Origin of the sequence: Pseudomonas fluorescens, from assembly GCF_005938625.1 — a bacterium.
GTDB classification, from domain to species: Bacteria; Pseudomonadota; Gammaproteobacteria; order Pseudomonadales; family Pseudomonadaceae; genus Aquipseudomonas; species Aquipseudomonas fluorescens_BD.
The window spans coordinates 23,312-49,121 of sequence record NZ_VCNJ01000024.1 but is presented as its reverse complement, the minus strand read 5'-3'; the positions used below and the strand labels follow the sequence as shown (position 1 = coordinate 49,121).

General features: G+C 58.8%; 29 protein-coding genes and 1 pseudogene. 16 read left to right on the top strand and 14 right to left on the bottom strand.

Going from position 1 to position 25,810, the window contains the following annotated elements; genetic code table 11:
• Positions 1 to 101 precede the first annotated feature (101 nt).
• The 4 genes and pseudogenes from FGA82_RS15500 (at position 102) to cysN (ending at position 4,427) form a co-directional block, all read left to right on the top strand.
• Positions 102 to 860: a Nif3-like dinuclear metal center hexameric protein gene (locus FGA82_RS15500; protein ID WP_141127740.1), complete on the top strand. Its 759-nt coding sequence runs from the start codon at positions 102 to 104 to the stop codon at positions 858 to 860.
• A 252-nt stretch (positions 861 to 1,112) separates the two neighbouring features.
• A complete protein-coding gene (gene cysD / locus FGA82_RS15490; protein ID WP_007912374.1) occupies positions 1,113 to 2,030 on the top strand; it encodes a sulfate adenylyltransferase subunit CysD in 918 nt (305 codons plus the stop codon).
• 104 nt (positions 2,031 to 2,134) lie between these two features.
• A pseudogene (locus FGA82_RS15485) lies at positions 2,135 to 2,406 on the top strand (four helix bundle protein); the annotation flags it as partial.
• A 122-nt stretch (positions 2,407 to 2,528) separates the two neighbouring features.
• Complete coding sequence (gene cysN, locus FGA82_RS15480) at positions 2,529 to 4,427, top strand: sulfate adenylyltransferase subunit CysN (protein WP_141127739.1); 1,899 nt, start codon at positions 2,529 to 2,531, stop codon at positions 4,425 to 4,427.
• Between the two features lie 260 nt (positions 4,428 to 4,687).
• Here cysN and FGA82_RS15475 read toward each other — a convergent pair whose 3' ends face one another.
• The 3 genes from FGA82_RS15475 to FGA82_RS15465 are packed head-to-tail and all read right to left on the bottom strand — an operon-like array spanning position 4,688 to position 8,077.
• Positions 4,688 to 5,590 (bottom strand): acyltransferase, encoded by a 903-nt coding sequence (locus tag FGA82_RS15475; protein ID WP_141127738.1) that lies wholly within the window; start codon positions 5,588 to 5,590, stop codon positions 4,688 to 4,690.
• A complete protein-coding gene (pta, locus tag FGA82_RS15470; protein WP_122595131.1) occupies positions 5,591 to 7,690 on the bottom strand; it encodes a phosphate acetyltransferase in 2,100 nt (699 codons plus the stop codon).
• 60 nt (positions 7,691 to 7,750) lie between these two features.
• The gene (locus tag FGA82_RS15465) at positions 7,751 to 8,077 is read right to left on the bottom strand and encodes a DUF3565 domain-containing protein (RefSeq protein ID WP_141127737.1); all 327 of its coding nucleotides are present in this window, start codon (positions 8,075 to 8,077) and stop codon (positions 7,751 to 7,753) included.
• Here FGA82_RS15465 and FGA82_RS15460 point away from each other — a divergent pair.
• The 3 genes from FGA82_RS15460 (at position 8,046) to FGA82_RS15450 (ending at position 10,436) form a co-directional block, all read left to right on the top strand.
• Positions 8,046 to 8,531, top strand: coding sequence for an FKBP-type peptidyl-prolyl cis-trans isomerase (locus FGA82_RS15460; protein WP_007912368.1), 486 nt, complete (start codon positions 8,046 to 8,048; stop codon positions 8,529 to 8,531). The two genes, FGA82_RS15465 and FGA82_RS15460, sit on opposite strands and share 32 nt — an antisense overlap.
• Before the next feature lie 123 nt (positions 8,532 to 8,654).
• The gene (locus tag FGA82_RS15455) at positions 8,655 to 9,137 is read left to right on the top strand and encodes a glutathione peroxidase (RefSeq protein WP_141127736.1); all 483 of its coding nucleotides are present in this window, start codon (positions 8,655 to 8,657) and stop codon (positions 9,135 to 9,137) included.
• A 195-nt stretch (positions 9,138 to 9,332) separates the two neighbouring features.
• On the top strand, positions 9,333 to 10,436 hold the full coding sequence (locus FGA82_RS15450; RefSeq protein ID WP_141127735.1) for an NADH:flavin oxidoreductase: 1,104 nt from the start codon (positions 9,333 to 9,335) through the stop codon (positions 10,434 to 10,436).
• Positions 10,437 to 10,545: 109 nt separating this feature from the next.
• Here the strand turns inward: FGA82_RS15450 and FGA82_RS15445 are convergent, their stop codons facing one another.
• Positions 10,546 to 11,721: a glycosyltransferase family 4 protein gene (locus tag FGA82_RS15445; RefSeq protein ID WP_141127734.1), complete on the bottom strand. Its 1,176-nt coding sequence runs from the start codon at positions 11,719 to 11,721 to the stop codon at positions 10,546 to 10,548.
• 138 nt (positions 11,722 to 11,859) lie between these two features.
• On the opposite strand from FGA82_RS15445, the gene FGA82_RS15440 reads away from it, so the two are divergent.
• On the top strand, positions 11,860 to 12,435 hold the full coding sequence (locus FGA82_RS15440) for a hypothetical protein (RefSeq protein WP_141127733.1): 576 nt from the start codon (positions 11,860 to 11,862) through the stop codon (positions 12,433 to 12,435).
• Between the two features lie 25 nt (positions 12,436 to 12,460).
• On the opposite strand, the gene cysZ is transcribed toward FGA82_RS15440, so the two are convergent.
• Positions 12,461 to 13,216 (bottom strand): sulfate transporter CysZ, encoded by a 756-nt coding sequence (cysZ, locus tag FGA82_RS15435; RefSeq protein ID WP_141127732.1) that lies wholly within the window; start codon positions 13,214 to 13,216, stop codon positions 12,461 to 12,463.
• A 312-nt stretch (positions 13,217 to 13,528) separates the two neighbouring features.
• Here cysZ and trxB point away from each other — a divergent pair, with 312 nt between their 5' ends.
• Positions 13,529 to 14,491: a thioredoxin-disulfide reductase gene (gene trxB, locus FGA82_RS15425; RefSeq protein ID WP_034154501.1), complete on the top strand. Its 963-nt coding sequence runs from the start codon at positions 13,529 to 13,531 to the stop codon at positions 14,489 to 14,491.
• A gap of 205 nt (positions 14,492 to 14,696) precedes the next feature.
• Here trxB and FGA82_RS15420 read toward each other — a convergent pair whose 3' ends face one another.
• The 6 genes from FGA82_RS15420 to FGA82_RS15395 form a co-directional block, all read right to left on the bottom strand.
• Positions 14,697 to 15,035 (bottom strand): HopJ type III effector protein, encoded by a 339-nt coding sequence (locus FGA82_RS15420; protein WP_141127731.1) that lies wholly within the window; start codon positions 15,033 to 15,035, stop codon positions 14,697 to 14,699.
• On the bottom strand, positions 15,028 to 15,324 hold the full coding sequence (locus FGA82_RS15415) for a DUF1244 domain-containing protein (protein WP_034154503.1): 297 nt from the start codon (positions 15,322 to 15,324) through the stop codon (positions 15,028 to 15,030). The genes FGA82_RS15420 and FGA82_RS15415 overlap by 8 nt, the downstream gene beginning before the upstream one ends.
• Positions 15,325 to 15,419: 95 nt before the next feature.
• Positions 15,420 to 15,791, bottom strand: a complete 372-nt coding sequence (folX, locus tag FGA82_RS15410) for a dihydroneopterin triphosphate 2'-epimerase (protein WP_007914273.1) — start codon at positions 15,789 to 15,791, stop codon at positions 15,420 to 15,422.
• Complete coding sequence (gene folE / locus FGA82_RS15405; RefSeq protein WP_141127730.1) at positions 15,792 to 16,352, bottom strand: GTP cyclohydrolase I FolE; 561 nt, start codon at positions 16,350 to 16,352, stop codon at positions 15,792 to 15,794.
• 21 nt (positions 16,353 to 16,373) lie between these two features.
• Positions 16,374 to 17,084, bottom strand: coding sequence for a dihydromonapterin reductase (gene folM, locus FGA82_RS15400; RefSeq protein ID WP_141127729.1), 711 nt, complete (start codon positions 17,082 to 17,084; stop codon positions 16,374 to 16,376).
• Between the two features lie 133 nt (positions 17,085 to 17,217).
• A complete protein-coding gene (locus tag FGA82_RS15395; RefSeq protein WP_038357558.1) occupies positions 17,218 to 17,784 on the bottom strand; it encodes an antibiotic biosynthesis monooxygenase in 567 nt (188 codons plus the stop codon).
• Between the two features lie 213 nt (positions 17,785 to 17,997).
• Between FGA82_RS15395 and FGA82_RS15390 the strand changes: the two genes are divergently transcribed.
• Complete coding sequence (locus tag FGA82_RS15390; RefSeq protein WP_141127728.1) at positions 17,998 to 18,957, top strand: MerR family transcriptional regulator; 960 nt, start codon at positions 17,998 to 18,000, stop codon at positions 18,955 to 18,957.
• 3 nt (positions 18,958 to 18,960) lie between these two features.
• Here FGA82_RS15390 and FGA82_RS15385 read toward each other — a convergent pair whose 3' ends face one another.
• Positions 18,961 to 19,566, bottom strand: coding sequence for a hypothetical protein (locus tag FGA82_RS15385; protein ID WP_122606005.1), 606 nt, complete (start codon positions 19,564 to 19,566; stop codon positions 18,961 to 18,963).
• 54 nt (positions 19,567 to 19,620) lie between these two features.
• Positions 19,621 to 20,097 (bottom strand): PAS domain-containing protein, encoded by a 477-nt coding sequence (locus FGA82_RS15380; protein WP_141127727.1) that lies wholly within the window; start codon positions 20,095 to 20,097, stop codon positions 19,621 to 19,623.
• A 154-nt stretch (positions 20,098 to 20,251) separates the two neighbouring features.
• On the opposite strand from FGA82_RS15380, the gene FGA82_RS15375 reads away from it, so the two are divergent.
• Positions 20,252 to 20,707 (top strand): flavodoxin, encoded by a 456-nt coding sequence (locus FGA82_RS15375; protein WP_141127726.1) that lies wholly within the window; start codon positions 20,252 to 20,254, stop codon positions 20,705 to 20,707.
• Here FGA82_RS15375 and FGA82_RS15370 read toward each other — a convergent pair.
• The gene (locus tag FGA82_RS15370; protein WP_141127725.1) at positions 20,697 to 21,584 is read right to left on the bottom strand and encodes a LysR family transcriptional regulator; all 888 of its coding nucleotides are present in this window, start codon (positions 21,582 to 21,584) and stop codon (positions 20,697 to 20,699) included. The two genes, FGA82_RS15375 and FGA82_RS15370, sit on opposite strands and share 11 nt — an antisense overlap.
• Positions 21,585 to 21,681: 97 nt before the next feature.
• Between FGA82_RS15370 and FGA82_RS15365 the strand changes: the two genes are divergently transcribed.
• The 5 genes from FGA82_RS15365 (at position 21,682) to FGA82_RS15345 (ending at position 25,672) form a co-directional block, all read left to right on the top strand.
• Entirely contained in the window at positions 21,682 to 22,068 is a 387-nt protein-coding gene (locus tag FGA82_RS15365) for a CidA/LrgA family protein (protein ID WP_141127724.1), read from the top strand.
• On the top strand, positions 22,058 to 22,744 hold the full coding sequence (locus FGA82_RS15360) for an LrgB family protein (protein WP_141127723.1): 687 nt from the start codon (positions 22,058 to 22,060) through the stop codon (positions 22,742 to 22,744). Before FGA82_RS15365 ends, FGA82_RS15360 begins: the two co-directional genes overlap by 11 nt.
• Positions 22,745 to 22,875: 131 nt before the next feature.
• A complete protein-coding gene (locus FGA82_RS15355; RefSeq protein WP_141127722.1) occupies positions 22,876 to 23,658 on the top strand; it encodes a class II aldolase/adducin family protein in 783 nt (260 codons plus the stop codon).
• Positions 23,658 to 24,560 carry an alpha/beta fold hydrolase gene (locus FGA82_RS15350; RefSeq protein WP_141127721.1) on the top strand — a complete coding sequence of 301 codons (903 nt, stop codon included), beginning with the start codon at positions 23,658 to 23,660 and terminating at the stop codon, positions 24,558 to 24,560. The genes FGA82_RS15355 and FGA82_RS15350 overlap by 1 nt, the downstream gene beginning before the upstream one ends.
• A gap of 200 nt (positions 24,561 to 24,760) precedes the next feature.
• Entirely contained in the window at positions 24,761 to 25,672 is a 912-nt protein-coding gene (locus tag FGA82_RS15345) for an SDR family oxidoreductase (protein WP_141127720.1), read from the top strand.
• Positions 25,673 to 25,810 lie beyond the last annotated feature (138 nt).

Here is a 25,810-nt window from a genome sequence, read left to right as displayed (position 1 = left end):
AGCACGTCCTGGAAGAGTTGCAGGCGGGGTCAGACCGCCCATAATGTCGCGCATTATACGAGGCCGCGCGTGCCTCTGAACGGGATATTTAGGAGTCTTTCATGGCCGTTGCCCTCAGCACCCTCGTCGAAGAAGCCGACCGTTACCTCGCCAGTGCGAAAATTGCCGATTATTGCCCGAATGGATTGCAGGTTGAGGGCCGTCCTCAGGTGATGCGTATCGTCAGTGGCGTCACGGCCAGTCAGGCGTTGCTGGATGCCGCCGTTGAGGCCGAGGCCGATCTGGTGCTGGTGCATCACGGTTACTTCTGGAAGGGCGAGAATCCGTGCGTCACCGGCATGAAGCAGCGCCGGCTGAAGACCTTGCTCAAGCACGACATCAGTCTGCTCGCCTATCACTTGCCGCTGGATCTGCACCCGGATGTCGGTAATAACGTGCAGCTTGCTCGCCAATTGGACATCACCGTCGAAGGCCCGCTGGATCCGGACAATCTGAAAATCGTCGGTCTGGTCGGTTCCTTGAACGAGCCGATGACCGCACGCGATTTCGCCCGCAAGGTGCAAGAAGTCATGGGCCGCGAACCGTTGCTGATTGAAGGTAATCCGATGATTCGTCGGGTTGGCTGGTGCACCGGCGGCGGACAGGGTTATATCGATCAGGCCGTCGCGGCGGGTGTCGATCTGTACCTGAGCGGTGAAGCGTCCGAGCAGACCTTCCACAGCGCCCGCGAGAACGACATCAGCTTCATCGCCGCCGGCCACCACGCCACTGAACGTTATGGCGTGCAGGCCTTGGGCGACTACCTGGCAAAACGCTTCGCCGTCGAACACATTTTCATCGATTGCCCCAACCCGATCTGAAAACCACCGCAAATCCCTGTGGGAGCGAGCTTGCTCGCGAAGAGGCCGTATCAGTCGCCATCATTGTTGAATGGCACACCGCTTTCGCGAGCAAGTTCGCTCCCACATTGGTCCCCATCGGCCGAACTGGCAGGCATATTCATATACCCTTTCGATCTAGTTGGCGTCCTGATTAGAAGAGGCCGCTGTGCTAGGATTTCCCGCTCGAACACGGCCCGCTGGCCGTTCATAAGAAAGTTTTCGTGAGTAGCCATGGTCGACAAACTGACGCATCTGAAACAGCTGGAGGCGGAAAGCATCCACATCATCCGCGAGGTGGCCGCCGAGTTCGATAACCCGGTGATGCTGTACTCCATCGGTAAAGACTCCGCCGTGATGCTGCACCTGGCACGAAAGGCGTTCTTCCCGGGCAAACTGCCGTTTCCGGTGATGCACGTCGACACCCGCTGGAAATTCCAGGAGATGTACAAGTTCCGCGACAAGATGGTCGAAGAACTCGGCCTGGACCTGATCACCCACATCAACCCCGATGGCGTGGCGCAGAACATCAACCCGTTCACCCACGGCAGCGCCAAGCACACCGACATCATGAAAACCGAAGGCCTGAAACAGGCACTCGACAAACATGGTTTCGACGCAGCATTCGGCGGCGCCCGTCGCGATGAAGAGAAATCCCGCGCCAAAGAGCGCGTGTACTCGTTCCGCGACAGCAAGCACCGCTGGGACCCGAAAAACCAGCGCCCAGAGCTGTGGAACGTCTACAACGGCAAGGTCAACAAGGGCGAATCCATCCGCGTATTCCCGTTGTCGAACTGGACCGAACTGGACATCTGGCAGTACATCTACCTCGAAGGCATCCCGATTGTGCCGCTGTATTTCGCCGCCGAACGCGAAGTGATCGAGAAGAACGGCACGCTGATCATGATCGACGACGAACGCATCCTCGAGCACCTGTCCGACGAAGACAAAGCGCGCATCGTCAAAAAGAAAGTGCGTTTCCGCACCCTTGGCTGCTACCCGTTGACGGGCGCCGTGGAGTCCGAGGCCGAAAGCCTCACGGACATCATTCAAGAAATGCTCCTGACGCGAACTTCCGAGCGCCAGGGCCGAGTCATCGATCACGATGGTGCAGGCTCGATGGAAGACAAAAAACGTCAGGGGTACTTTTAAGCTTCGAGTTACAAGCGGCAAGCTGCAAGTTAAAGGCGGTATGCGTAACTTTACAGTTTGGCGCTTGCGGCCGGTTGCTGCGAGCCGGAATCGGATGACTCGTAATGGATTTCGAGAAACTGGTTGTTTGGCAGCGAAGCAAATGTTTAGCGGTGGGGATTTTTAGAGAGTTTGCGCGATGCGGGGATTTTGGATTCAAGGATCAGATCACCCGCTCTGCACTGTCAGTGCCTTCCAAATTGCTGAAGGGATGGAGCGTCGGAGTTGCAAAGAAAAGGTGCACTTTCTTTGGATCGCGAAGGCTTCTTGCGGAGAGTTGCGGACCCAGATCCTGATAGGCCGAGATATCGCTTACATCGCAGAACCGCTGGCTGAAAATTGGATTATGGAAACCCGTGAGCTTTCTAGAATGCTGGGCGGGTTGATCAACAAAATTTCTGACTAGCTGTACGCCGACAAGCTTGCCGCTTGAAGCTTACAGCTCGGAGCTTGAATGCAATGAGCCACGTATCTGATTTGATCAGCGAGGACATCCTCGCCTACCTGGGCCAGCACGAACGTAAAGAGCTGCTGCGCTTTTTGACTTGCGGTAACGTCGATGACGGCAAGAGCACCCTGATCGGGCGCCTGCTGCACGATTCGAAAATGATCTACGAAGATCACCTCGAAGCCATTACCCGCGACTCGAAGAAAGTCGGCACCACCGGTGACGACATCGACCTGGCGTTGCTGGTCGACGGCCTGCAGGCCGAGCGTGAGCAGGGCATCACCATTGATGTCGCTTACCGTTATTTCTCCACCGCGAAACGCAAATTCATCATCGCCGATACACCTGGCCATGAGCAGTACACCCGCAACATGGCCACTGGTGCGTCCACCTGTGATCTGGCGATCATTCTGGTCGACGCGCGTTACGGCGTGCAGACCCAGACCCGTCGTCACAGCTTTATCGCCTCGTTGCTGGGGATCAAACACATCGTCGTCGCCATCAACAAAATGGACTTGAAGGGTTTCGATGAAGGCGTGTTCGAGTCGATCAAGGCCGACTACCTGAAGTTCGCCGAAGGCTTGAAGATGAAGCCGACCAGCATGCACTTCGTGCCGATGTCTGCTCTCAAGGGCGACAACGTGGTCAATAAGTCCGAGCGCTCGCCTTGGTACAAAGGCCAGTCGCTGATGGAAATTCTCGAGACCGTGGAAGTGGCGGGCGACCGCAACTTCACCGATCTGCGTTTCCCGGTGCAGTACGTCAACCGTCCGAACCTGAACTTCCGTGGTTTCGCCGGCACGCTGGCTAGCGGCATCGTCAAGAAAGGCGACGAGGTGGTGGTGCTGCCGTCGGGCAAGAGCAGCCGTGTGAAATCCATCGTCACTTTCGAAGGTGAGCTGGAACACGCCGGTCCAGGCCAGGCTGTCACGCTGACCATGGAAGACGAAATCGACATCTCCCGTGGCGACCTGTTGGTGCATGCCGACAACGTGCCGCCGGTCACCGACAGCTTCGAAGCGATGCTGGTGTGGATGGCTGAAGAGCCGATGCTGCCGGGCAAGAAATACGACATCAAACGCGCCACCAGTTACGTGCCGGGCTCGATTGCCAGCATCGTCAACAAGGTCGACGTGAACACGTTGGAAGAAGGCCCGGCGAGCGCGTTGCAGCTCAACGAAATCGGCAAGGTGAAGATCGCGCTCGACGCGCCGATCGCCCTCGACGGTTACGAAAGCAACCGCACCACCGGCGCGTTTATCATCATCGACCGTTTGACCAACGGCACGGTCGGCGCCGGCATGATCGTCGCCCAGCCTGTGTCGCATGGCACTGCCACGCACCACGGCAAACTGGCCCACGTAGCCACTGAAGAACGCGCTCAACGCTTCGGTCAGCAACCGGCTACCGTTCTGTTCAGCGGCCTGTCGGGCGCGGGCAAGAGCACGCTGGCTTATGCGGTTGAACGCAAGCTGTTCGACATGGGCCGTGCGGTGTTTGTGCTGGATGGTCAGAACCTGCGTCACGACCTCAACAAAGGTCTGCCACAGGATCGCGCCGGGCGTACCGAGAACTGGCGTCGTGCTGCGCACGTTGCTCGTCAGTTCAACGAAGCCGGTCTGCTGACCCTGGCTGCGTTCGTCGCACCGAGTGCTGAAGGCCGCGAGCAGGCCAAGGACCTGATCGGCAAGGATCGTCTGCTGACGGTCTACGTGCAGGCCTCGCCGGCCGTGTGCGCCGAGCGTGATCCGCAAGGTCTGTATGCCGCCGCTGGCGACAACATCCCGGGCGAATCCTTCCCGTACGACGTGCCGCTGAATGCCGATCTGGTGATCGACACGCAGACGCTGAGTGTGGAAGACAGCGTCAAGCAAGTGCTGGATCTGCTGCGCAAGCGTGGCGCGATCTAAGCGTTAGCGACAAATAAAAAGCCCGCCGATGAGCAATCATCGGCGGGCTTTTTTGTCGCTTTGAGAATGTCAAAAGATCGCAGCCTTCGGCAGCTCCTACAGGATGTACGCCGATCCAATGCAGGAGCTGCCGAAGGCTGCGATCTTTTCGTGATCGTTCCCACGCTCTGCGTGGGAACGCAGCCCGGGACGCTCCGCGTCCCCTCTAAAGCGGACGCAGAGCGTCCAGTGAGGCATTCCCACGCGGAGCGTGGGAACGATCATACGGAAGGGTATTCGCGGTGCATCTGTTCCAGCAGCGCATCCTTGTCCAGCCACAGCTGGTTGATCCAGCCCTGAAACTGCAGGCGATACTCACCGTCCTGATCGTAGTTCTTGCCAATGAACTGCTGCGGAATCTTCAGCTCTTCAAAGTGCACCACTACATCGCGCACATTGCCGCAGAGCAAATCCCAGAACCCCGGACGCCCGGCCGGGTAGTGAATCGTCACGTTAACGATCGACTCCAGTTGTTCGCCCATTGCATCCAGTACAAATGCGATCCCGCCAGCCTTCGGCTTGAGCAGATATTTGAACGGCGATTGCTGCTGCGCATGCTTGCCTTCAGTGAACCGCGTGCCCTCGACGAAGTTGAAAATCCCTACCGGATTATTGCGGAATTTCGCGCAGGTCTTGCGCGTGGTTTCCAGGTCTTTGCCTTTCTTCTCCGGGTGCTTGGCGAGGTACGCCTTGGAGTAGCGCTTCATGAACGGAAAGCCCAACGCCCACCACGCCAGACCAATCACCGGCACCCAGATCAGCTCCTGCTTGAGGAAGAATTTCAGCGGCTGAATACGACGGTTGAGCACGTATTGCAGCACCAGAATATCCACCCAGCTCTGGTGGTTGCTGGTGATCAGGTACGAGTGCTGATAGTCGAGGCCTTGCAAGCCGCTGATGTGCCAGCGAGTGCGGCGCACCAGATTCATCCAGCCCTTGTTATTGCTGATCCACGCTTCATGGGTGTGGCTCATCAGCCAACCGGCGATGCGTTGGGTCAAGGCAAACGGCAGCGCCTTGACCAGCGCCACGCAAAACAGAAATGAGCAGAGCAGAATCGTGTTGAGTGCCAACAGCAGCGAGGCGATCACGCCGCGCACGGGTGCAGGTAGAAAATCCAGCATTTATACATCCATAGGTCGGTTGGCGGCTTGAATCGCGGTGAGGGCGATGGTGTAGACGATGTCATCGACTTGCGCGCCGCGCGGCAAGTCATTCACCGGTTTGCGCAGGCCTTGCAGCATCGGCCCGAGGCTGACGCAATCGGCGCTGCGCTGCACCGCTTTGTGGGTGGTGTTGCCGGTGTTCAGATCCGGGAACACGAACACGGTGGCGCGACCGGCCACCTGACTGTTCGGCGCCAGTTGCCGGGCGACTTCAGCGTTGGCCGCGGCGTCGTATTGCAGCGGGCCGTCGATCAGCAGCGAGTGCTGTTGTTCGTGGGCGAGCAGGGTGGCTTCGCGGACTTTCTCAACCTCTTCGCCAGTGGCGGATTCGCCGCTGGAGTAACTGATCATTGCCACGCGCGGAGTGATGCCGAACGCGGCCGCCGAGTCGGCACTTTGCAGGGCAATCTCGGCCAGTTCGGTGGCGCTCGGGTGCGGGTTCATCACGCAGTCGCCGTAGACCAGCACTTCTTCCGGGAACAACATGAAGAACACCGACGACACCAGCGTGCAGCCCGGTGCGGTCTTGATCAACTGCAAGGCCGGGCGGATGGTGTTGGCCGTGGTGTTGATCACGCCGGAAACGAGGCCGTCGACTTCATCCAGTGCGAGCATCATGGTGCCGATCACCACGGTGTCTTCCAGCTGCTGCTCGGCCATCGGTGCATTGAGGCTTTTGGTCTTGCGCAGGGCGACCATCGGCTCGACGTAGCGCTCGCGGATCAGATCCGGATCGAGAATCTCCAGTCCCGGCGGCAACACGATGCCTTGAGCGCGAGCGACGGCTTCGACGTCTTCCGGTTTCGCCAGCAACACGCAACGGGCAATCCCGCGCTCCTGACAGATCGCCGCTGCTTGCACAGTGAACGGCTCGCTACCTTCGGGCAGGACGATGCGTTTGTTCGCCGCTTGCGCACGCTGAATCAATTGATAGCGGAACACCGCCGGCGACAGACGCATTTCCCGTGGCGTGCCGCAGCGTTGGTGCAGCCATTTCGCGTCGAGATGGCTGGCAACGAAGTCGGTGATGATCTCCGCACGCTCGCGGTCATCGATCGGGATTTCCTTGTTCAAACCGTTGAGCAGGTTGGCGGTGTCGTAGGAACCGGTGCTCACCGACAGCACCGGCAAACCGGCCTGCAACGCGCCACGACACAGATCCATGATGCGCGGGTCGGGCAGGGTGTCGCTGGTCAGCAACAGGCCGGCCAGCGGCACACCGTTGATCGCCGCGAGGCTGACGGCGAGGATGATGTCGTCGCGATCGCCCGGGGTCACCACCAGCACGCCGGGCTTGAGCAGCTCGACGGTGTTGCGCATGGTCCGTGCGCAAATGATGATTTTGGTCATCCGTCGGGTTTCGTAGTCACCGGCGTTGAGCACTTGCGCGCCCATCAGATCGGCGACGTCGCGGGTGCGTGGCGCGTTGAGTTCCGGCTGATAGGGAATGCAGCCGAGCAGGCGGAAATCACCGCTGCGCAGCAGCGGCGAATGCTCCTTCAGACGCGCGGCGAAGGCGTCCATGCTCTCGTCGGTTTTGACCTTGTTGAGAATGACGCCGAGGACTTTCGGGTCTTTCGGCCCGCCGAACAATTGCGCCTGCAATTCGACACGGCCGGAGAGCTCGGCGAGCACTTCATTTTCCGGCGCCGAGACCAGAATTACTTCGGCATCGAGGCTCTTGGCCAAATGCAAATTGACCCGCGCGGCGTAACTGGCGCTGCGGGTCGGCACCATGCCTTCGACGACCAGCACGTCTTTGCCGATTGCCGCTTGCTGGTAGAGGGTGATGATTTCTTCGAGCAATTCATCGAGCTGACCGTCGCCGAGCATTCGCTCGACATGCGCCAGACCCAGTGGCTGCGGCGGTTTCAGACCGTGGGTGCGCGCGACCAGTTCGGTGGAACGCTCAGGGCCGGTGTCACCCGGATGCGGCTGTGCAATCGGTTTGAAGAAACCGACTTTCAGCCCGGCACGCTCAAGCGTGCGCACCAGCCCGAGGCTGATGGAGGTCAGACCCACGCCAAAATCGGTGGGTGCGATAAAAAAAGTTTGCATGCGAATTCTCTAAGGGTGCATGGCAATGGCGTCAGTCTATATCTGGCTGACTACCGAAATTCAGTCGCCAAGGTTAGCGCTAACCGAGCCTTGAGCGCACCAACCGCAGGCAAAGGGTTGGCCTATTTTTTCAATACGTTGCGCCGGATCCAGCACCCACGCCCGCGATTGCCACGGCGGCTGGTGACGCAGGTGCTGGGTGTGGCCACAGGATAGCTCGACGACCCAATGACCTTCTTCGTCCTGATGGAAGCCAGCAATCGTCGAAACCCGTTTGTCCGGGTTGTGTTCGCTTTCGCGCGATTGCTTCGCTAAACTTGGCCTTTCTATATTCTTATGCAAAAGGTCTCGCCCCATGCTGATCGCCGCCAATAAGGCTGTCTCCATCGACTATACCCTGACCAACGACGCTGGTGAGGTCATCGACAGCTCCGCCGGCGGCGCTCCGCTGGTCTACCTGCAAGGCGCAGGCAACATCATTCCGGGCCTGGAAAAAGCTCTGGAAGGCAAAGCTGTTGGTGACGAGCTGGAAGTTTCCGTTGAGCCGGAAGACGCTTACGGCGAATACGCCGCCGAGCTGGTCAGCACCCTGAGCCGCAGCATGTTCGAAGGCGTTGACGAGCTGGAAGTCGGCATGCAGTTCCACGCTTCGGCGCCGGACGGCCAGATGCAAATCGTCACCATCCGTGACCTCGACGGCGACGACGTGACTGTCGACGGCAACCACCCACTGGCCGGTCAGCGCCTGAACTTCAAAGTGAAGATCGTTGACATCCGTGACGCCAGCCAGGAAGAAATCGCTCATGGTCACGTCCATGGCGAAGGTGGCCATCACCACTGATTTTCTGCGCTAAGCTTCGAGTACTGGAGAGGCGCCTGCGGGCGCCTTTTTAGTCCGCGGCTGTCCTTGGTGGCCTCGCCAAGTGGCTGTTTCGAGTAGAACATCGGAATCCTGGAGTTCGTCATGAGTGCTTTTCACGACCTTAAGTTGACAGCCCTGGATGGTCAGGAGCTACCGCTGGCGCCGTTCAAGGGCCAAGTCGTGCTGGTGGTCAACGTCGCCTCCAAGTGCGGCTTGACGCCTCAGTACGCGGCGCTGGAAAACCTCCATCAGCAATTCAAAGGCAAAGGCTTCAGTGTGCTGGGCCTGCCGTGCAACCAGTTTGCCGGTCAGGAACCCGGTTCTGAAAAGGAAATTCAGGAGTTCTGCAGCCTTAACTATGGCGTAACGTTTCCGTTGTCGAGCAAGCTCGAAGTCAACGGCCACGAACGGCATCAACTCTACCGCCTGCTGGCGGGTGAGGGTGCTGAGTTTCCCGGTGACATCACCTGGAATTTCGAAAAGTTTTTGCTCGGCAAGGACGGCCGGGTGCTGGCGCGGTTCTCGCCGCGTACGGCGCCGGATGATCCGACCATTGTGCATGCGATTGAAAAAGCGCTGAGCTGAAACAGCAAGATCAAAAGATCGCAGCCTTCGGCAGCTCCTACAGGTGACCTCAAAACCCCATGTAGGAGCTGCCGAAGGCTGCGATCTTTTGCTTTGCGTCTTTTAATCCTAAATCACCCAAATCAATAGTGCTGTTCAAAGGCTTTGCGTCTCCATATTATCGCCGTCATAAAGCCTTCTCTGTGGAGCCCTTCGATGCCCGTTCAAGCCTTGTTCAAACCGTTCCATCTCGGTGCCCTCGAACTGCCGACCCGCGTGGTCATGGCACCAATGACCCGCTCGTTTTCACCGGGTGGCGTGCCTAATTCGAAAGTCATCGAGTACTACCGCCGTCGCGCGGCGGCCGGTGTTGGCCTGATCATTACTGAAGGCACCACCGTCGGCCACATTGCCTCCAACGGTTACCCGAACGTGCCGCAATTCTTCGGTGAAGCGCCGTTGGCCGGCTGGAAGAAAGTCGTCGACGCCGTTCACACTGAAGGCGGCAAGATTGTTCCGCAGCTGTGGCACGTGGGCAGCGTGCGCCGCATCGGCACCGAGCCGGATGCCAGCGTTCCGGGTTACGGCCCGTCGGAAAAACTCAAGGACGGTCAGGTCGTGGTGCACGGCATGACCAAACAAGACATTCAGGACGTGGTCGCAGCCTTCGCCCAAGCGGCCAAAGATGCACAAAGCATCGGCATGGACGGCGTGGAAATCCACGGTGCCCACGGTTACCTGATCGACCAGTTCTTCTGGGAAGGCAGCAACCAGCGCACTGACGAATACGGCGGCAGCCTGGCCAACCGTTCGCGTTTCGCCATCGAACTGATTCAAGCCGTGCGTGCAGCGGTCGGCGAGGGTTTCCCGATCATCTTCAGATTCTCCCAATGGAAGCAGCAGGATTACACCGCGCGTCTGGTGCAAACTCCGGAAGCACTGGGCGAATTCCTCAAGCCGTTGTCTGACGCCGGTGTGGATATTTTCCACTGCTCGACGCGGCGTTTCTGGGAGCCTGAGTTTGACGGCTCCGAGCTGAACCTCGCCGGCTGGACGCGCAAACTCACCGGCAAGCCGACCATCACCGTTGGCAGCGTCGGTCTGGATGGCGAGTTCCTGCAGTTCATGGTCAACACCGACAAGGTCGCGCAACCGGCCAGTCTGGAAAACCTGCTGGAGCGTCTGAACAAGGAAGAGTTCGATCTGGTGGCGGTAGGGCGTGCGCTGCTGGTCGATCCGGATTGGGCGCTGAAGGTTCGTGAAGGGCGCGAGCAGGATATCTTGCCGTTCAGCCGTGAGGCGTTGATGACGCTAGTTTAAGCGGCGGCTGTACTGACGCCATCGCGAGCAGGCTCACTCCTACAATTGGAATGCATTCCACCTGTAGGAGTGAGCCTGCTCGCGATAGCGGTCTCCAAGTCGCCTGGATTCAAGGCAATGTCTGCGCATTCGGCACCACCTGCTCCCCCACACAAGCCCCGCGCAAATGCTTTTCAAACTGCTCGATAACCGCCGGCCAGCCCTGACGACTCGCATGCTGCCGCGCATTCAAGCGCACGCAACGCAACGTCTCATCCTCTTCCAGCAACCACGCCGCCGCCTCGCAAAACGCTTGCTCATCGCCGGGCATTGCCAGCACGCCGTTGTAGCCGTGGCGAATATGCTGCGCCGCCGCTGCCTGATCGTATGCCACCACACCAAGGCCTGACGCCAATGCTTCAAGCACAACATTGCCGAAGGTTTCGGTCAGACTCGGAAATAGAAACAAATCTCCAGACGCATAGTGCGCCGCCAACGCTTCACCGCGCTGCACACCGCAGAAAACCGCCCCGGGCAAATCCTTTTCCAGCGCCAGCCGTTGCGGCCCGTCGCCGACGACGATCAGTTTCAAATTGCGCTGTGGATAAGTGTCACGCAATTTTTCGAAGCAGCGTTTGAGCAGCCCGAGGTTCTTCTCCGGCGCGAGTCGTCCGACATGAATCACGGCAATGTCCAGCTCGGTCAGACCCCACTGCTCACGCAAGGCATTCAGCCGTTTGCTTGGATGAAACAACTGGCTATCCACGCCTCGCGACAACAGCGCCAACCGCTCGAAATGCCGCCGCTCCAGTTCCAGGCGCTGGCTGACGCTCGGCACCAACGTCATGGCCGAACGATTGTGGAACCAGCGCAGGTAATGCGTGAGCATCCGCGTCAGCAGACCGAGGCCGTACTGACTGGTGTATTGCTGAAAGTTGGTGTGAAACCCGCTGACCACTGAAATCCCCAGGCGCCGCGCCGCCCGCAGCGCCGACAGCCCGAGCGGACCTTCCGTGGCGATGTACAAGACGTCGGGACGCTGGCGCTTCCAGCGCCGCAGCAGTTTGTGCATCGACGACTGACCCCATTGCAGCCCCGGATACCCCGGCAACGGCCAGCCCCGGCACAGCAGCAGCGACTCATCTTCACTGCGTTGCGGATCACCAGGCTGACGCGGGCGCACCAGTTCAACCTGATGCCCACGCGCGCGCAATCCATCGCACAAGCGTCCAAGAGTATTGGCCACTCCGTTGATTTCCGGTGGGAAGGTTTCGCTGATCAGGGTGATGTGTAGAGCTGTCGTCATGACCTCAGTGTCGGCTGAGGCCGTGTCGTCATTGTGTCGAGTTGATGATGGATTGATGACAGCTGCTTTCAGTCTGCCTAAACCTTTTGCCTGTGCGGTCGTTAGCCTTGGCTTGAACTCTTTTCCAGGAAAACGGCTGTGTCCGAGAATGCTTATGCGTCGCCTGAGGCGCAACTGTGGGTTGCGGATGAACAAACTCCAGAGTTTTATGTTGTCGCACGGTGGAAGTTCATGCTGCTGTCGATCCTCAGTTTTGGTCTGTATTTTTACTTCTGGATCTACAAGAACTGGAGCCTGTACAAGCGAAGTACTCGACAAGAGTTATGGCCGTGGGCACGCGCGTTTTTTTATTTGTTTTTCGTGCATCAGCTTTATCGGCAAGCCAAAAAGCGAATCCACGACAGGGGCGGTAAGTCCGATTGGGATCTTGAGCAGTGGGCGACAGTCTTTGTGGTATTGACCGTCGTCGCGCACATATTCGAAAAGCTTCCCAAGCAGATTCCTGAGTTGAGTTTTCTTGGTCTTGTCGCCTTGATCATGTTGCCGATAAGAGTTTATATCGCGAGCGAAGGTCAACAACTGATCAATTTGGCTGCGAACGATCCTCAGGGCCTGAGTAACAATCGCCTCAACGCCTGGAACTTGCTGATCATCGTGCCAGGCGTTGCGGTGTGGGTGTTGGTAGGGCTGATGTTAGCTGGCGTTTACCCCTGAGTTATCAGGATTAAAGCCTGCTGGCTCAGGCCTTTTCCTGAGCCAGCACCTCGGCGCCACGCTCACGCACCCAGAACAGCGTCGCCCCTGCCACCGCAGCCGGCATCATCAGAATGTTGACCACCGGAATCAGCAGCACCAGATAAACGATCCCGCCAAAACTCATGCTCTGCCAGCGCTTCTGGCGCAGCCAGGCGAGCATTTCGTTCCAGCCCAGTTTGTGGTTGTCCGCCGGGTAGTCGATGTACTGGATCGCCATCATCCACACACCGAACAGCAGCCACAGTGGCGCGGCGATGATGTTCACCACCGGGATGAACGAGAGGATGAACAGGCCTATCGCCCGTGGCAGGAAATAGCCGAGTTTGCGCATTTCCCGGGCCAGGGTGCGCGGGATCATGGCGATCAGTTCGCCCCAGCTGAACGCCGGAAAGTCATCGGTGCCGCGCACCACCACTTCGACTTTCTCCGCGAGAAAGCCGTTGAACGGTGCGGCGATTACGTTGGCGAGCATGGTGAAGGTGAAGAACACCATCAGCGCCACCAGCACCACAAACAAGGGCCAGAGGATGTAGCTGAGAAAACTCAGCCACTCGGGCAGCGACGGCATCAGCGTATCGACCCACAGGCTGAACTGGTGGCCGGCCAGATAAATCAATCCGACGAACAGCACCAGGTTGATCGCCAGCGGCAGCAACACGAACAGGCGCAGGCCTGGGCTCAAGACCAGTTTGAGGCCTTCGCGCAGATATTGCGGGCCGGACAGAACGGGGGCGGGCATAAGGTGCTCCGAGCAAGGGAAAACGCGCCGACCTTACCGACTTTGCAACGACGGCGAAAGCGCGGTAGAGCAATCGACATTCACTGTAACAAAGACGTCCATCTCGTCAGTGTGTCGGCATAGAGACCACCTATGAGCTGGATTGTTAAACCGTATTTCCTTAATCTTGCCCCCCTCGATACGCTGCACCCAACTTTTTACAGGACTGTCGAGCTCAAGCCTTCCCCAAGGTTTTCCACAGTCCTTTTTTATTCCCGCCGGCAGTCCGGCGATCCGCGCCATTTTTTTCGGCCCGGTCAACAGGAGCAGGTCATGTCTGAAGTCCGTCATTCGCGAGTGATTATTCTCGGTTCCGGCCCTGCCGGTTACAGCGCTGCGGTATACGCGGCCCGTGCCAATCTCAAGCCACTGCTGATCACCGGCATGCAGGCTGGCGGTCAACTGACCACCACCACCGAAGTCGACAACTGGCCGGGCGACGTCCACGGTCTGACGGGGCCGGTGCTGATGGAGCGTATGCGTGAGCACGCCGAGCGTTTTGAAACCGAGATCGTGTTCGATCACATCAACGCCGTCGACTTCGCTGCCAAGCCCTACACCCTGACCGGTGACAGCGCGACTTACACCTGCGACGCCCTGATCATCGCCACCGGCGCCAGCGCGCGTTACCTGGGCTTGCCGTCGGAAGAAGCGTTCATGGGCAAAGGCGTTTCGGCCTGCGCGACCTGTGACGGTTTCTTCTATCGCAACAAGCCTGTTGCAGTGGTCGGCGGCGGCAACACCGCTGTTGAAGAAGCACTGTACCTGGCCAACATCGCCAGCACCGTGACCCTGATCCACCGTCGTGAAACCTTCCGCGCCGAGAAGATCCTGATCGACAAGCTCAACGCTCGCGTCGCTGAAGGCAAGATCATCCTCAAGTTGAACGCTACTCTCGACGAAGTATTGGGCGATAACATGGGTGTGACCGGTGCGCGTCTGAAAAACAACGACGGCAGCTTCGACGAAATCACCGTCGACGGCGTGTTCATCGCCATCGGCCACACTCCGAACACCTCGCTGTTCGAAGGCCAGCTGACCTTGAAAGACGGTTATCTGGTGGTGCACGGCGGCCGTGAAGGCAATGCGACTGCGACCAGCGTCGAAGGCATCTTCGCCGCCGGTGACGTGGCTGACCACGTTTACCGCCAGGCGATCACCTCGGCCGGCGCCGGCTGCATGGCGGCACTGGACACTGAGCGTTACCTGGACGGTCTGCAGAACGCTTCGTTCTAAGATCGCAGGGATAAAAAAACCGGCCAGATTGGCCGGTTTTTTGTGCCCGGAGTTTCAGCTACGTGATGATCGTTCCCACGCTCTGCGTGGGAATGCCTCATCTGGACGCTCTGCGTCCGATGGGACGCGGAGCGTCCCCGGCTGCATTCCCACGCGGAGCGTGGGAACGATCACGGTGCCGAAGGCTGCGATCTTTTGATCTTGATCAGCGGCGGGTCAGGGGTTGGGCGGTGAATTTGACGCCGGCCAGGCCGTGCTTGATCAGCGCACGAATGTTGCCGTGATCGCTGCCCTCAGGCGTCGCCACCACCGAACGATAATGCTCGCCAAACGCCAACAGCGCTTCTTCATCGCTCAGCCCTTCCAGCAGCGCCAGACCTAGAGTCTTGCACGAGCCTTCGTTCTGCCCGGCGGCGTTTTCCACGCCACCGTTGTTGAAGGCTTGCGGCTGGTAGTCGTAACCGGCAGCGATGAAGGCCAGTGTGTCGGCGAAAGCGTGGTCGCCGCTCTTGAAGCCGGTGCGCAGGGTGTTCAGATCACTCATGGGTTTTTCCTTTGGCGAACGCCGCTTGCTGTTCGGCGTTGGCTTCTTGCTGAAATTGGGCTTTCCACTCGGCGTACGGCATGCCGTAAACCACTTCGCGGGCGTCATCGAGGCTGACCTCGATCTGGCGCTCGTCGGCTTCGGCCTTGTACCACTTCGATAGGCAGTTGCGGCAGAAGCCGGCGAGGTTCATCAAGTCGATGTTCTGCACGTCCTTGCGGCTGTCCAGATGGGCGACCAGCCGGCGGAAAGCGGCGGCTTCGAGTTCGAGGCGTTGTTGCTCGTTCATGGGAGTCTCTGCGAGACAGCTTCAAGCGACGAGCTTCAAGCTGCAGATGGTTGGCGGTGAAACGAAGTTTACAGCTTGCCGCTTGAAGCTTGAAGCTAGCGGCTCGCTGCAAGCGTGATCGACACCGACTCGGCAAACCGCAGCGCATGCGGCTTGTCGACTTCGACTTCGGCGTACAGCACCGAGCCGTTGCTCATCACCAAGTCGAGCAATTCCTGAGTCAGGCGTTCGAGCAAGGCAAAGCGGTTGCCCTCGACGTGGGCGATGATCGCTTTGGTGATCGTGCGGTAATTCAGCGCGTGATCAATGTCGTTGTCACGCACCGCTTCCTGCGCGGCGTACAGAATCGTCAGGTTGATCAGTACATCCTGCTTGTTGAGGATCTCGTCCTCGTTGATCCCGATAAAGGTGCGCAAGCGCAGATCCTTGACCCGGATGCGCGCCATTCCCGGCTGAAGTTGTGGCATTTACTTGCTCCGTCCAATCAATTGCAGGAACTCCTGGCGGGTGTTGCTCGACTCACGGAAGGCGCCAAGCATGACCGAGGTGTTCATGGTCGAATTCTGTTTCTCGACACCGCGCATCATCATGCACATGTGCCTGGCCTCGATGACCACGGCGACGCCGGCGGCCTCGGTAACTTGTTGCACCGCATCGGCGATTTGCCGGGTGAGGTTTTCCTGAATTTGCAGGCGCCGGGCGAACATGTCCACCAGTCGGGCGATTTTCGACAGGCCCAGTACCTTGCCTGTCGGAATATAAGCCACATGGGCCTTGCCGATGAAGGGCAGCAGGTGATGTTCGCACAAAGAGTACAACTCGATGTCGGCGACGATGATCATCTCGTCACTGTCCGAGGCAAACAGCGCGCCATTGACGATCTCGTCGACGCTCTGCTCATAGCCATGACACAGGTATTGCATGGCCTTGGCCGCGCGCAGCGGGGTGTCGAGCAATCCTTCACGGTCGGGATCTTCACCGAGGCCAATGAGGATTTCACGGTAATTTTCGGGCAGTGAGCGGGTCATGGACTTCCTCGCAGGCAGGCGTTATTTGACGTGCCTTCCGCCGTTGACGGTCAGGGTTGTCCCGGTGACATAAGGATTGTCGAGCAGATAACGCAGGCTTTGATAGATCACTTCGCTGCCCGGTTCGATGCCCAGCGCGGATTTGGCCAAGGCCTTGGCGCGATACGCTGCATCGTCGTCGGCATTGAACAATAGCAGGGCCGGGGCGATGCCGTTGACCTTGATTGCCGGCGCATAGCGGGCGGCGAACGACAACGTCAGGTTGTCGAGCCCAGCCTTGCTGGCACAATAACCGATGTGCTTGCTGCTGCCTTTGCGGGTGACATCGTCGCTGATGTGGATGATGTCGGCGGGCGTCGAGCGCTTTAGCAATTCACCGCAGTGCAGGTTGATCAGATAGGGTGCGAGCATGTGCAGATTGAACATGCGCGTGAAGGCTTCGGCCTCGCTGTCCGGGGTTTCGGCCAGCCATTCGGACGCGTTGTGCACAATGGCGCGCAGGCTCTCGGTGCGGGTTTTCAGTGTTTCGATGAAGGCGAGAATCCCGGCTTCGCTGGAGAAATCGGCGAACAGGCCGATGGCGCCCAGATCGCGCAATGTCTGCACGCCGGGGCGTTCGCTGCGGTAGGTGAAGATGACGCGATAGCCTTCTTCGAGTAACCGTTGCGCGCAATGCAGACCGACACGCTGGCCGGCACCGGTGATGAGGATCGGGGCGGAGGAAAGGGTCATGAACGGCTCGCGTCGCGGCTGGAGCAAAAACTATAACAGCGACGAGCCTGAAAAGATCGCAGCCTGCGGCAGCTCCTACCCTGGTCTGTGTTCAGTCCTGTAGGAGCTGTCGAGTGCAATGAGGCTGCGATCTTTAATGTTTCTGAGGTGTCGCCGAAACAGGCAGTCGCACCGGGGTGCTGTTCAGCCAGTTCGCCAGCAAGCGGGTCGACAATGGAATAAAGAAGTAAACCATCAACGGCGTCAGGCACGCCGTGCTGATCAACACGCGTGGCAACAAACTCATGTCAGCGAGCAACGGGCCGAGGACAAAATTGAACAGCAGCGACACCGGAAAGAACGCCAGCCAGATCGCGACAGCCTGCTTCCAGCGCGGTGGACGCTGACCGGCGGCGCCGAACCAGCCTTCGATACCACTGACCCGATGCTCTTTCGGGTGGGCAAACAGATCACTGCCACGGCTCAGCCACGCAGTGCGTGAAACCGAATGCTCCCACGCATGCAAAGTCTGCTCGTCGACAAAGCGGAAGATAATCTGAAATTCGTTATCGCCGGGCGGCGGCGCGAGGACGCCAGAGCCCAGGTAACCGGGGAAGTCAGTGGCCAGCTGTTCGCCTTCGCGCAGCCAGGCGATCAGATCCTGATAGCGACCATCGGCGACGCGACGCGCGACCATCAGCGTGACGGGGGAAGTAGACATTATGTATCTCCGTATTTCGAGTGCTTCGCTCCGGGTAGGAGTTTCGCCTGACGCAGGGCCGGGGTAGAGGCCCTGCGTTTTTCAACAAGCAAGGATTATTCCGGTTTTTCACGATTAAACCAGCGACTTTCGTCGCATTTCATCACTTGAACCCGATCGGGGCATAAGCGTTAGAATGGGATCCAATTAAACGACATGGAAGTTGAACGCCATATGCCTGTCATTACGGACGCAAGCCCCGCTTCACAGGCATCTGTCGCACTCGAGCGCGCCGATCTGTTCCCGATCCGTGAAGTCGCACGCCTCACCGGTGTAAACCCGGTTACCTTGCGCGCGTGGGAGCGGCGCTATGGTCTGATTCAGCCGACACGCACCGAAAGCGGGCATCGGCTCTATTCGATGACCGATATCGAGCGCGTGCGCAGCATCGTTGACTGGATCGATCGTGGTGTTGCCGTGAGCAAGGTCGGCAAGATTCTCGCCAAGACCGAACCGATGAAAGTGCTGGCACACATCATCCCGGATGATCTGGTACAAGCGGATTACCTGCAATGGCAGGAGCAGATCCAGCAGGCGGTCAGTGCGTTTGACGACCAGCAACTGGATCGCGTCTATGGGCAGATATTCTCTTCTTACGCGTTGCCCGTGGTGTTTCAGGACATCCTCATGCCGTTGTGGCTGCAATTGTTGCAGCGCCAGGAGGCTTTCGGGCAAACCAGCGAGTGGCTGTTCTTCGATGGATTCCTGCGGGCGCGCGTGTTGCAGCGGATTGTAATGCTGCGCGGCACGCAACCGCGCCGGGTGATCGTCAGTGCGCTTGCCGGGCAGTGTCGGGAGCTGGAATTGCTGGTGGCGGCGTTGTTTCTCAGCGACAGCAATGCCGGTGTTCGGGTGCTGACGACAGGTCAGCCGTTCGATGAACTGACGCTGGTGTGCGAAAAGATCAAACCTGATGCACTCGTGCTGTTTTCCAATCACGCGCCCAGCGCCGAATTGCCTCGGCGTCTGAACCGGCTGGCGTTGAGCCTCGATTGTCAGTTGATGCTGGCGGGCGATGCTTCAGATCTGGCACAGGACAATTTGGCCGGATCCTCTGTTGCATGTCTTGGAAACGAAGGGGCAAGCATGCGTCAACGCATGCTGCAATTTCTTGCCGGGAAGCTGGATACCTGAAACTCAGGTGTGCAGGGCAGGATGCGTCAGGCGATGTTGCTGCAGGATGAACTGACGCAGACGCTCGGTTTCGTCGGTGTCGGTCTGGCTGAGTTCGTAGGCGTAGAAACCACTTTCGGTTTCCCGTTCGAAATTGCCACGCAATGAAATCCGCTCATAGCCCGAAGGGCTGAACCACAACGCAAAATGCTTGGGTGGTTTGGTCTTGTTGCGCACTTCCAGCAACACGCCTTTGTGCGAAACCTCATGGACCCACAACGTGCCCGGTTGACCCTTGGCGTTTTCCAGGGCTACCGGCTCTTCGAGAGCCAGGCGCCATGGCCGTACCATCGGGCCGTCTTCGTAAATACTCGGCACGCCGAGGCGCAGATGCAGCGCGTGAAACTCGTCTTCCACCAGATGCAACGGGAAGGTCATCTGCTGATTTTCGAAGTTGGCCTGAATGGTCACTTGCTCGTGAGCGGCCAGGCGCGTGAGCAGATCACGGATCTGCGAACCGCCGTTGACCAGCAGACTCGACGTCGCATCCCGCACGTTCAGTTGCGGGTTGTGCTGCATGGTCTGGATGAAATCCAGCTCATCCTGAGTGAGGAGGGCGTCGCGCTGCATGGCTAACTCGAAAGATATAGTTACAAAGTCATTGGTGATTGTAGTTAATGACAATTAGTTCGCGATTTTGTTTTGACCGTTTGTCGCTTTAAGCGCTGTCAGTTCTGCTTTGAGGGCTGTGACCTCGGCCTCAAGCTGCACCACGCGCTGCTGTGCCTTGACCTGAACGGTGACATCCTTCTGCACGCCAACGAAATAAGTCTGCCCGTCATCGGCGTTTTTTACCGTGGAAAGCGACAGCTCATTCCAGAACGGCGTGCCGTCCTTGCGATAGTTGCGCAGGATTTCCCGGCACGATCCGTTGTTGCGCAATACATTGCGAATCAGCTCCAGACTCTCCTGGTCGCGATCACCGGCCTGAAGAAAGCGGCAGTCCTGATAGAGGATTTCCTCACTGGTGTAGCCGGTCAGTCGTTCAAAGGCCGGGTTCACATAGATCAGGATATTGTCCTGCTCACCTTCCTTTTCGGCGACCACGATCCCGTCGTTCGACGCATTGATCACCATTTGCAGCAGACTGGCATTGATCATCTTTGAATCCTTTCAGAGTTGTCAGTGGCACGCATTCTAGAAGAACCGTAAGCGCTGTCTACTGGCCATTACCGCCAATTGAGATCCAATCGCAGCTTTGCGTCGGAGGCTGTTACTATCGCCGCTCATTTTTTTCAGTTTCAGGATCAGATTGATGAAAGTCGCCATCCTCTCCGGTTCGGTCTACGGCACCGCCGAAGAAGTCGCCCGCCATGCCCAGAACCTGTTGAAAGCCGCTGGCTTTGAAACCTTCTACAACTCGCGCGCCAGCCTCGCCGACATTCAGGCGTTCGGCCCCGAAGCATTGCTCGCAGTGACCTCGACCACTGGCATGGGCGAATTGCCCGACAACCTGCAACCGCTGTATTCGGCGATTCGCGACCAGTTGCCAGCCGCATTGCTCGGTTTGCCGGGCGCAGTGATTGCCTTGGGCGACGCCAGTTATGGCGACACCTTCTGCGGCGGTGGCGAGCAAATGCGTGAGCTGTTTGGCGAACTCGGCGTGCGCGAAGTGCAAGAGATGCTGCGTATCGACGCCAGCGAAAGCGTCACCCCGGAAACCGACGCCGAGCCTTGGCTGGCGCAGTTTATCGACGCGCTCAAGGGCTGATCCCGCGCTCGCGCAGCAAGCTTAGCCACGCCTGCGCGGCTTTTGACAGATAGGCGCCGCGACGCCAGATGAAGGCGATATCCCAACGCAGATAATCCGGCGCGCGCAAGGTCAGGCGCACCACGCCTGGCCGCACCAGACCGCGCGCGACCACGCTGGGCAACAGCACCACACCTTGCCCGGCGGCCACCAGCGCCGCGAGAAAATCCGCCTGACCGCTGCGTCCGCCTTCCTTCGGCGTGAAACCCAGTTGCTGACACGCCTGCAGCAAGCGGTCGTTGAGCACGAAGCTGCGCTGATAGAGCAGAAAGGGCGTCTCGGCCAATTCTTCCAGACCAACCTCGCCCTGATCGGCCAGCGGATGATCCACCGGCAGCAGGGCGTCGAGTGGCTCATCGCAAAACGGCTGCCAGTCGAATTGTGGATCCTTGGGCAACAGACTGCCGCCCAATTCCAGCTCCCCGCTCAACACTGCCTGCTCGATATTACGGCTGCCACCCTCCAGCAATTGCACGCTGATATTCGGATAGCGCCGACGGTACTCGGCAAACAGTCCGGCGAACAGCGCGTCACTGCCCAGCAGTGGCAGGCCGAGACGTAACTCTCCACGCGCCAGATGACTGAGGTCGTCCAGTTCAACCAACAACTCGTTGCGCAAACGCAGCATCGCTTCAGCGCGTTGCAGTACCACGCTGCCAGCGGAGGTCAGGCGCAACTGCGAACCGAGCCGCTCGAGCAGAGGCGTGCCGAGGCTTTGTTCGAGCTGCGCGATTTGTTTGCTTACCGCTGACTGACTGATGTGCAGGGTTTTTGCGGCTTGAGTGAAACCGCCCTGATGCATGACTTCGACAAAACTGCGCAGCTGTTTGAATTCCATAACCATGATTCCAATTTGGAATGGCTTTGAGTCTAACAATTCGCTTCGGGGATGGCAGTGCGCTTCGTAAAATATGCCTCCTGTCAGGAGCACAATCATGAACGCCGTCACCCTCAAACATCTGTCCCGTCTTCTCGCCGAACTTGTCGTATTGCTCGGTCTCTACCTGCTCGGCTGCCAACTGGCGGCTTGGTTGGCGTGGCCGATTCCCGGTGGCGTGATCGGCATGGCGCTGTTGCTGCTGGCATTTGCCTTTGGCTGGGTCAAACCTGCCGCGCTGCAATTGGGCGCAGGGTTGCTGATGGCCGAGATGCTGTTGTTCTTTATCCCGGCACTGATGAGTCTGCTCGACTACGGCGCGCTGTTGCGCGATGACGGCTGGCGCATCCTGCTGGTGATCGCAGCCAGCACCTTGATGGTGATGCTGGTCACCGCGTTCACCGTCGAGCTTGCGGTGCGTATGAGGCGGTCCCATGAAGCTTGAATGGATGCCGATGTTCTGGCTGGCCTTTACCCTGGTGGCATACCTGTTCAGTCGCTGGTTGTATCGGCGCACCGGGCGCTACGTCTTGTCTCCACTGATTCTGGTGCCGGCCTTACTGCTGGCGCTTGCCGTGCCGTTGCACACCGCTTATGCGGAGTACTCCAGCAACACCCATTGGCTGATGCTGGTGCTCGGCCCAGTCACCGTCGCTTTTGCCGTGCCGATCTGGCAGCAACGTCGCTTATTGATGCGGCACTGGTCGGCACTGCTGCTGGGCATGGTGGCCGGCAGTGCGGCATCGATCGGTACTTCCTTCGGACTGGCCAAGGCGTTGGCGCTCGACAGCTCCGTGACGATGTCACTGGTGCCGCGCTCGATCACCACACCGTTCGCCATGCCGCTGGCGCAGAATCTGGGCGGCGTGCCGGAGTTGACTGCCGTTTTTGTGATGTTCACCGGAGTGTTTGGCGCGATGCTCGGCGGCGTGCTGTTGAAGTGGTTGCCGTTGCGCAGTGCCTTGGCCCGCGGTGCTTTGTTCGGTGTCGGCGCGCACGGTGCCGGTGTCAGCCGGGCCCATGAAGTGGGCGGTGAAGAAGGCTCTGTCGCCGGGCTGGTGATGGTGCTCACCGGATTGCTCAATCTGTTTGCCGCGCCTTTGTTGGCGTCGTTGCTTTGACATGGATCCAAGGTGTTTGCGTTGCTGACTCGGTCAGTCATCAAGCTGGCTGCCAATGCAACTACGCGATCCTCTGCGCCTGACTAGACTGCTCGTACGTGCAGAACAATAAGAACGCAGAGGTGCATACAGTGAGCGTAGCCCCCGTCCAATCGTCCCTTAATGTCAAAGACCAGGTCAGTGCTGCGGAATGGCAGACCCGAGTCGATCTCGCCGCTTGTTATCGTCTGGTCGCGCTGCATGGCTGGGACGATCTGATCTTCACGCATATTTCCGCCAAGGTGCCGGGCACCGAAGATTTCCTGATCAATCCGTTCGGTCTGATGTTCCATGAGATCACCGCGTCGAGTCTGGTGAAAGTCGATCAGGCCGGCAACAAGCTCATGGATAGCCCATACGAAATCAATCCCGCCGGTTACACCATCCACAGCGCCGTGCACGAAGTGCGGCATGATGTGGTTTGCGTGCTGCATACGCACACCGCGTGCGGTGTCGCGGTGTCGGCGCAAAAGCAGGGTGTGTTGCCGATCAGCCAGCAGTCGCTGTTCGTGCTGTCGAGCCTGGCGTATCACGCTTATGAAGGCGTGGCGCTGAACCACGAAGAGAAGGCGCGCCTTCAGGCTGATCTGGGCGAGCACAATTTCCTGATGCTGCACAACCACGGTCTGCTGACCTGTGGCGGCACCATCGCCGATACGTTTCTGATGATGTTCACCTTCCAGCGCGCCTGCGACATCCAGGTCATGGCGCAAACCGGTGGTGCTGAACTCATCGCCATCGAACCGCACATTCTGGCGGGCGCCAAAGCGATGATCGCCGGCGTCACCAAAAGTGCTCAAGGCATGGGTGGTGCGCTGGCCTGGCCGGCGTTGCTGCGCAAACTCGATAAACAAGACCCCGGATATAAACTCTAATGCCTCTTGCCGAGATTCCTCTGTGTGTCTGGCGTAAACGCAGCCAGACGTTTGTCTTTCGTGGCCAGCCGATTCGTTACTGGACGGCGGGGCAGGGTGAACCGTTACTGCTGATCCACGGCTTCCCGACCGCCAGTTGGGACTGGCATTACCTGTGGCAGCCACTGGCCCAGCGTTATCGGGTGATCGCCTGCGACATGCTCGGCTTCGGTGATTCGGCCAAACCGCTCAATCACACGTACAGCCTGCTGGAACAGGCTGATCTGCAACAGGCCTTGCTCGCGCATTTGCAGGTTGAGCAACCGGTGCATGTGCTGGCGCACGATTACGGTGACAGCGTTGCCCAGGAACTGCTCGCCCGGCACTACGAAGATCAGATCGAGGTCGCCAGTTGCGTGTTCCTCAATGGCGGATTATTTCCGGAAACCCATCGTCCGGTGCTGATGCAGAAACTGTTGCTCAGCCCGCTGGGCTGGATGATCGGCCGCGCATTCACCCGCGATGCTCTGGTGAAAAGCTTCCGGCAGATCTTCGGTCCGCAGACGCGCCCGACTGAAAGTGAACTGGACGATTTCTGGAGCCTGGTCGACAGCAATCGCGGGCCACGGATCATGCACAAATTGATCAGCTACATTCCCGAGCGTCGGGTGCAGCGTGATCGCTGGGTGACGGCGATGCAGCGCGGCGAGATTCCGTTGCGGGTGATCGATGGCGAAGTCGATCCGATTTCCGGGGCGCACATGGTCGAGCGTTACCGTGAATTGATCCCCGACGCAGATACGGTGCTGCTGCCGGGCATCGGTCACTATCCTCAGACCGAGGCGCCGGTGCAGGTGCTCAAGCACTATCTGGCGTTTCGTGAGCGTTTTGTGCTGCCACCGCGCAAAGTGGCATGCTCCTGACAGATCAAAAGATCGCAGCATGCGGCAGCGCCTACATTAGATTTGTGTAGGAGCTGCCGCAGGCTGCGATTTTTGGTCTTCTGACGCCCTCATCATCGCGCAACCTTATTGCACACCATTCAGCCTCAGCCGTGTTCGTTGTGACTCAAAGCCCTGTGCCTGACACTCAGGATCAATACTGGCCTGCTGGAGTTGCTGCGATGAATGAGTCTGTGCGTTTCGAAGATAAAGTTGTCATCGTCACCGGAGCCGGTGGTGGCCTCGGACGCGCTCACGCATTGTTGTTTGCCAGACAGGGCGCCAAAGTGCTGGTCAACGACCTCGGCGGCTCGGCTCAGGGCGAAGGCGCCAACGCCTCCGCCGCCGATCGCGTGGTAGCGGAAATTCGCGCGGCCGGCGGTATCGCCGAAGCCAACCACGACTCGGTCACCGACGGCGACAAACTGGTGCAGAACGCCCTCGATGCCTTCGGCCGCGTCGACGTCGTCGTCAACAACGCCGGCATCCTGCGCGACAAGACCTTCCACAAAATGGACGACGCCGACTGGGATCTGGTTTACCGCGTCCATGTCGAAGGCGCCTACAAAGTCACCCGCGCCGCATGGCCGCACCTGCGTGAGCAAAACTATGGCCGGGTGATCTTCACCGCCTCGACCTCGGGCATCTACGGCAACTTCGGTCAGTCCAACTACGGCATGGCCAAGCTGGGCCTTTACGGTTTGACCCGCACACTGGCCATCGAAGGTCGCAAGAACAACATCCTCGTCAACGCCATCGCGCCTACCGGCGGCACGCGCATGACCGAAGGCCTGATCCCGCCGCAAGTGTTCGAGCAATTGAAACCGGAGCTGGTCAGTCCGCTGGTGGTGTATCTGGCCAGCGAACAATGCCAAGAAACGTCAGGGCTGTTCGAAGTCGGTGGCGGCTGGATGGGCAAGGTGCGTTGGGAGCGCAGCCTCGGCGCCGGGTTTGATCCACGGGCGGGTTTCTCGCCGGAAGATGTCGCGGCGCACTGGCAGCAGATTTGTGATTTCGAAGGGGCGGCGCATCCGAAGGACAATATTGAGGCGCTGAAAGAGATGATGGCGAATTTGCAGAAGTATTCGCTTTAAAAGACGTTTGAGCCTCGCTGCGTTCTCGATGCGGCGAGGCTTGTTCCATTATTCCTTGTACCGTTTATCAATCATCAACTCCGGGATTCTCCAGTTTGGACCCGCAAATGGGGGAATCTTCCCGCTGATGCAGGTGAG

Excerpts from the sequence above, each read along its gene's own strand:
- FGA82_RS15415 (WP_034154503.1), bottom strand. The coding sequence starts at position 15,324 with ATGAACGAGCAACAACGCCTCGAACTCGAAGCCGCCGCTTTCCGCCGG.
- FGA82_RS15475 (WP_141127738.1), bottom strand. The coding sequence starts at position 5,590 with ATGCTGGATTTTCTACCTGCACCCGTGCGCGGCGTGATCGCCTCGCTG.
- trxB (WP_034154501.1), top strand. The coding sequence starts at position 13,529 with ATGTCTGAAGTCCGTCATTCGCGAGTGATTATTCTCGGTTCCGGCCCT.
- FGA82_RS15500 (WP_141127740.1), top strand. The coding sequence starts at position 102 with ATGGCCGTTGCCCTCAGCACCCTCGTCGAAGAAGCCGACCGTTACCTC.
- folM (WP_141127729.1), bottom strand. The coding sequence starts at position 17,084 with ATGACCCTTTCCTCCGCCCCGATCCTCATCACCGGTGCCGGCCAGCGT.
- FGA82_RS15420 (WP_141127731.1), bottom strand. The coding sequence starts at position 15,035 with ATGAGTGATCTGAACACCCTGCGCACCGGCTTCAAGAGCGGCGACCAC.
- pta (WP_122595131.1), bottom strand. The coding sequence starts at position 7,690 with ATGCAAACTTTTTTTATCGCACCCACCGATTTTGGCGTGGGTCTGACC.
- FGA82_RS15460 (WP_007912368.1), top strand. The coding sequence starts at position 8,046 with ATGCTGATCGCCGCCAATAAGGCTGTCTCCATCGACTATACCCTGACC.
- FGA82_RS15380 (WP_141127727.1), bottom strand. The coding sequence starts at position 20,097 with ATGATCAATGCCAGTCTGCTGCAAATGGTGATCAATGCGTCGAACGAC.
- FGA82_RS15395 (WP_038357558.1), bottom strand. The coding sequence starts at position 17,784 with ATGTCTACTTCCCCCGTCACGCTGATGGTCGCGCGTCGCGTCGCCGAT.
- folE (WP_141127730.1), bottom strand. The coding sequence starts at position 16,352 with ATGACCCGCTCACTGCCCGAAAATTACCGTGAAATCCTCATTGGCCTC.
- cysD (WP_007912374.1), top strand. The coding sequence starts at position 1,113 with ATGGTCGACAAACTGACGCATCTGAAACAGCTGGAGGCGGAAAGCATC.
- FGA82_RS15450 (WP_141127735.1), top strand. The coding sequence starts at position 9,333 with ATGCCCGTTCAAGCCTTGTTCAAACCGTTCCATCTCGGTGCCCTCGAA.
- FGA82_RS15385 (WP_122606005.1), bottom strand. The coding sequence starts at position 19,566 with ATGCAGCGCGACGCCCTCCTCACTCAGGATGAGCTGGATTTCATCCAG.
- FGA82_RS15375 (WP_141127726.1), top strand. The coding sequence starts at position 20,252 with ATGAAAGTCGCCATCCTCTCCGGTTCGGTCTACGGCACCGCCGAAGAA.
- folX (WP_007914273.1), bottom strand. The coding sequence starts at position 15,791 with ATGCCACAACTTCAGCCGGGAATGGCGCGCATCCGGGTCAAGGATCTG.
- FGA82_RS15465 (WP_141127737.1), bottom strand. The coding sequence starts at position 8,077 with ATGGAGACAGCCTTATTGGCGGCGATCAGCATGGGGCGAGACCTTTTG.
- FGA82_RS15455 (WP_141127736.1), top strand. The coding sequence starts at position 8,655 with ATGAGTGCTTTTCACGACCTTAAGTTGACAGCCCTGGATGGTCAGGAG.
- FGA82_RS15345 (WP_141127720.1), top strand. The coding sequence starts at position 24,761 with ATGAATGAGTCTGTGCGTTTCGAAGATAAAGTTGTCATCGTCACCGGA.
- FGA82_RS15390 (WP_141127728.1), top strand. The coding sequence starts at position 17,998 with ATGCCTGTCATTACGGACGCAAGCCCCGCTTCACAGGCATCTGTCGCA.
- FGA82_RS15370 (WP_141127725.1), bottom strand. The coding sequence starts at position 21,584 with ATGGAATTCAAACAGCTGCGCAGTTTTGTCGAAGTCATGCATCAGGGC.
- FGA82_RS15365 (WP_141127724.1), top strand. The coding sequence starts at position 21,682 with ATGAACGCCGTCACCCTCAAACATCTGTCCCGTCTTCTCGCCGAACTT.
- FGA82_RS15350 (WP_141127721.1), top strand. The coding sequence starts at position 23,658 with ATGCCTCTTGCCGAGATTCCTCTGTGTGTCTGGCGTAAACGCAGCCAG.
- FGA82_RS15445 (WP_141127734.1), bottom strand. The coding sequence starts at position 11,721 with ATGACGACAGCTCTACACATCACCCTGATCAGCGAAACCTTCCCACCG.
- cysZ (WP_141127732.1), bottom strand. The coding sequence starts at position 13,216 with ATGCCCGCCCCCGTTCTGTCCGGCCCGCAATATCTGCGCGAAGGCCTC.
- FGA82_RS15360 (WP_141127723.1), top strand. The coding sequence starts at position 22,058 with ATGAAGCTTGAATGGATGCCGATGTTCTGGCTGGCCTTTACCCTGGTG.
- cysN (WP_141127739.1), top strand. The coding sequence starts at position 2,529 with ATGAGCCACGTATCTGATTTGATCAGCGAGGACATCCTCGCCTACCTG.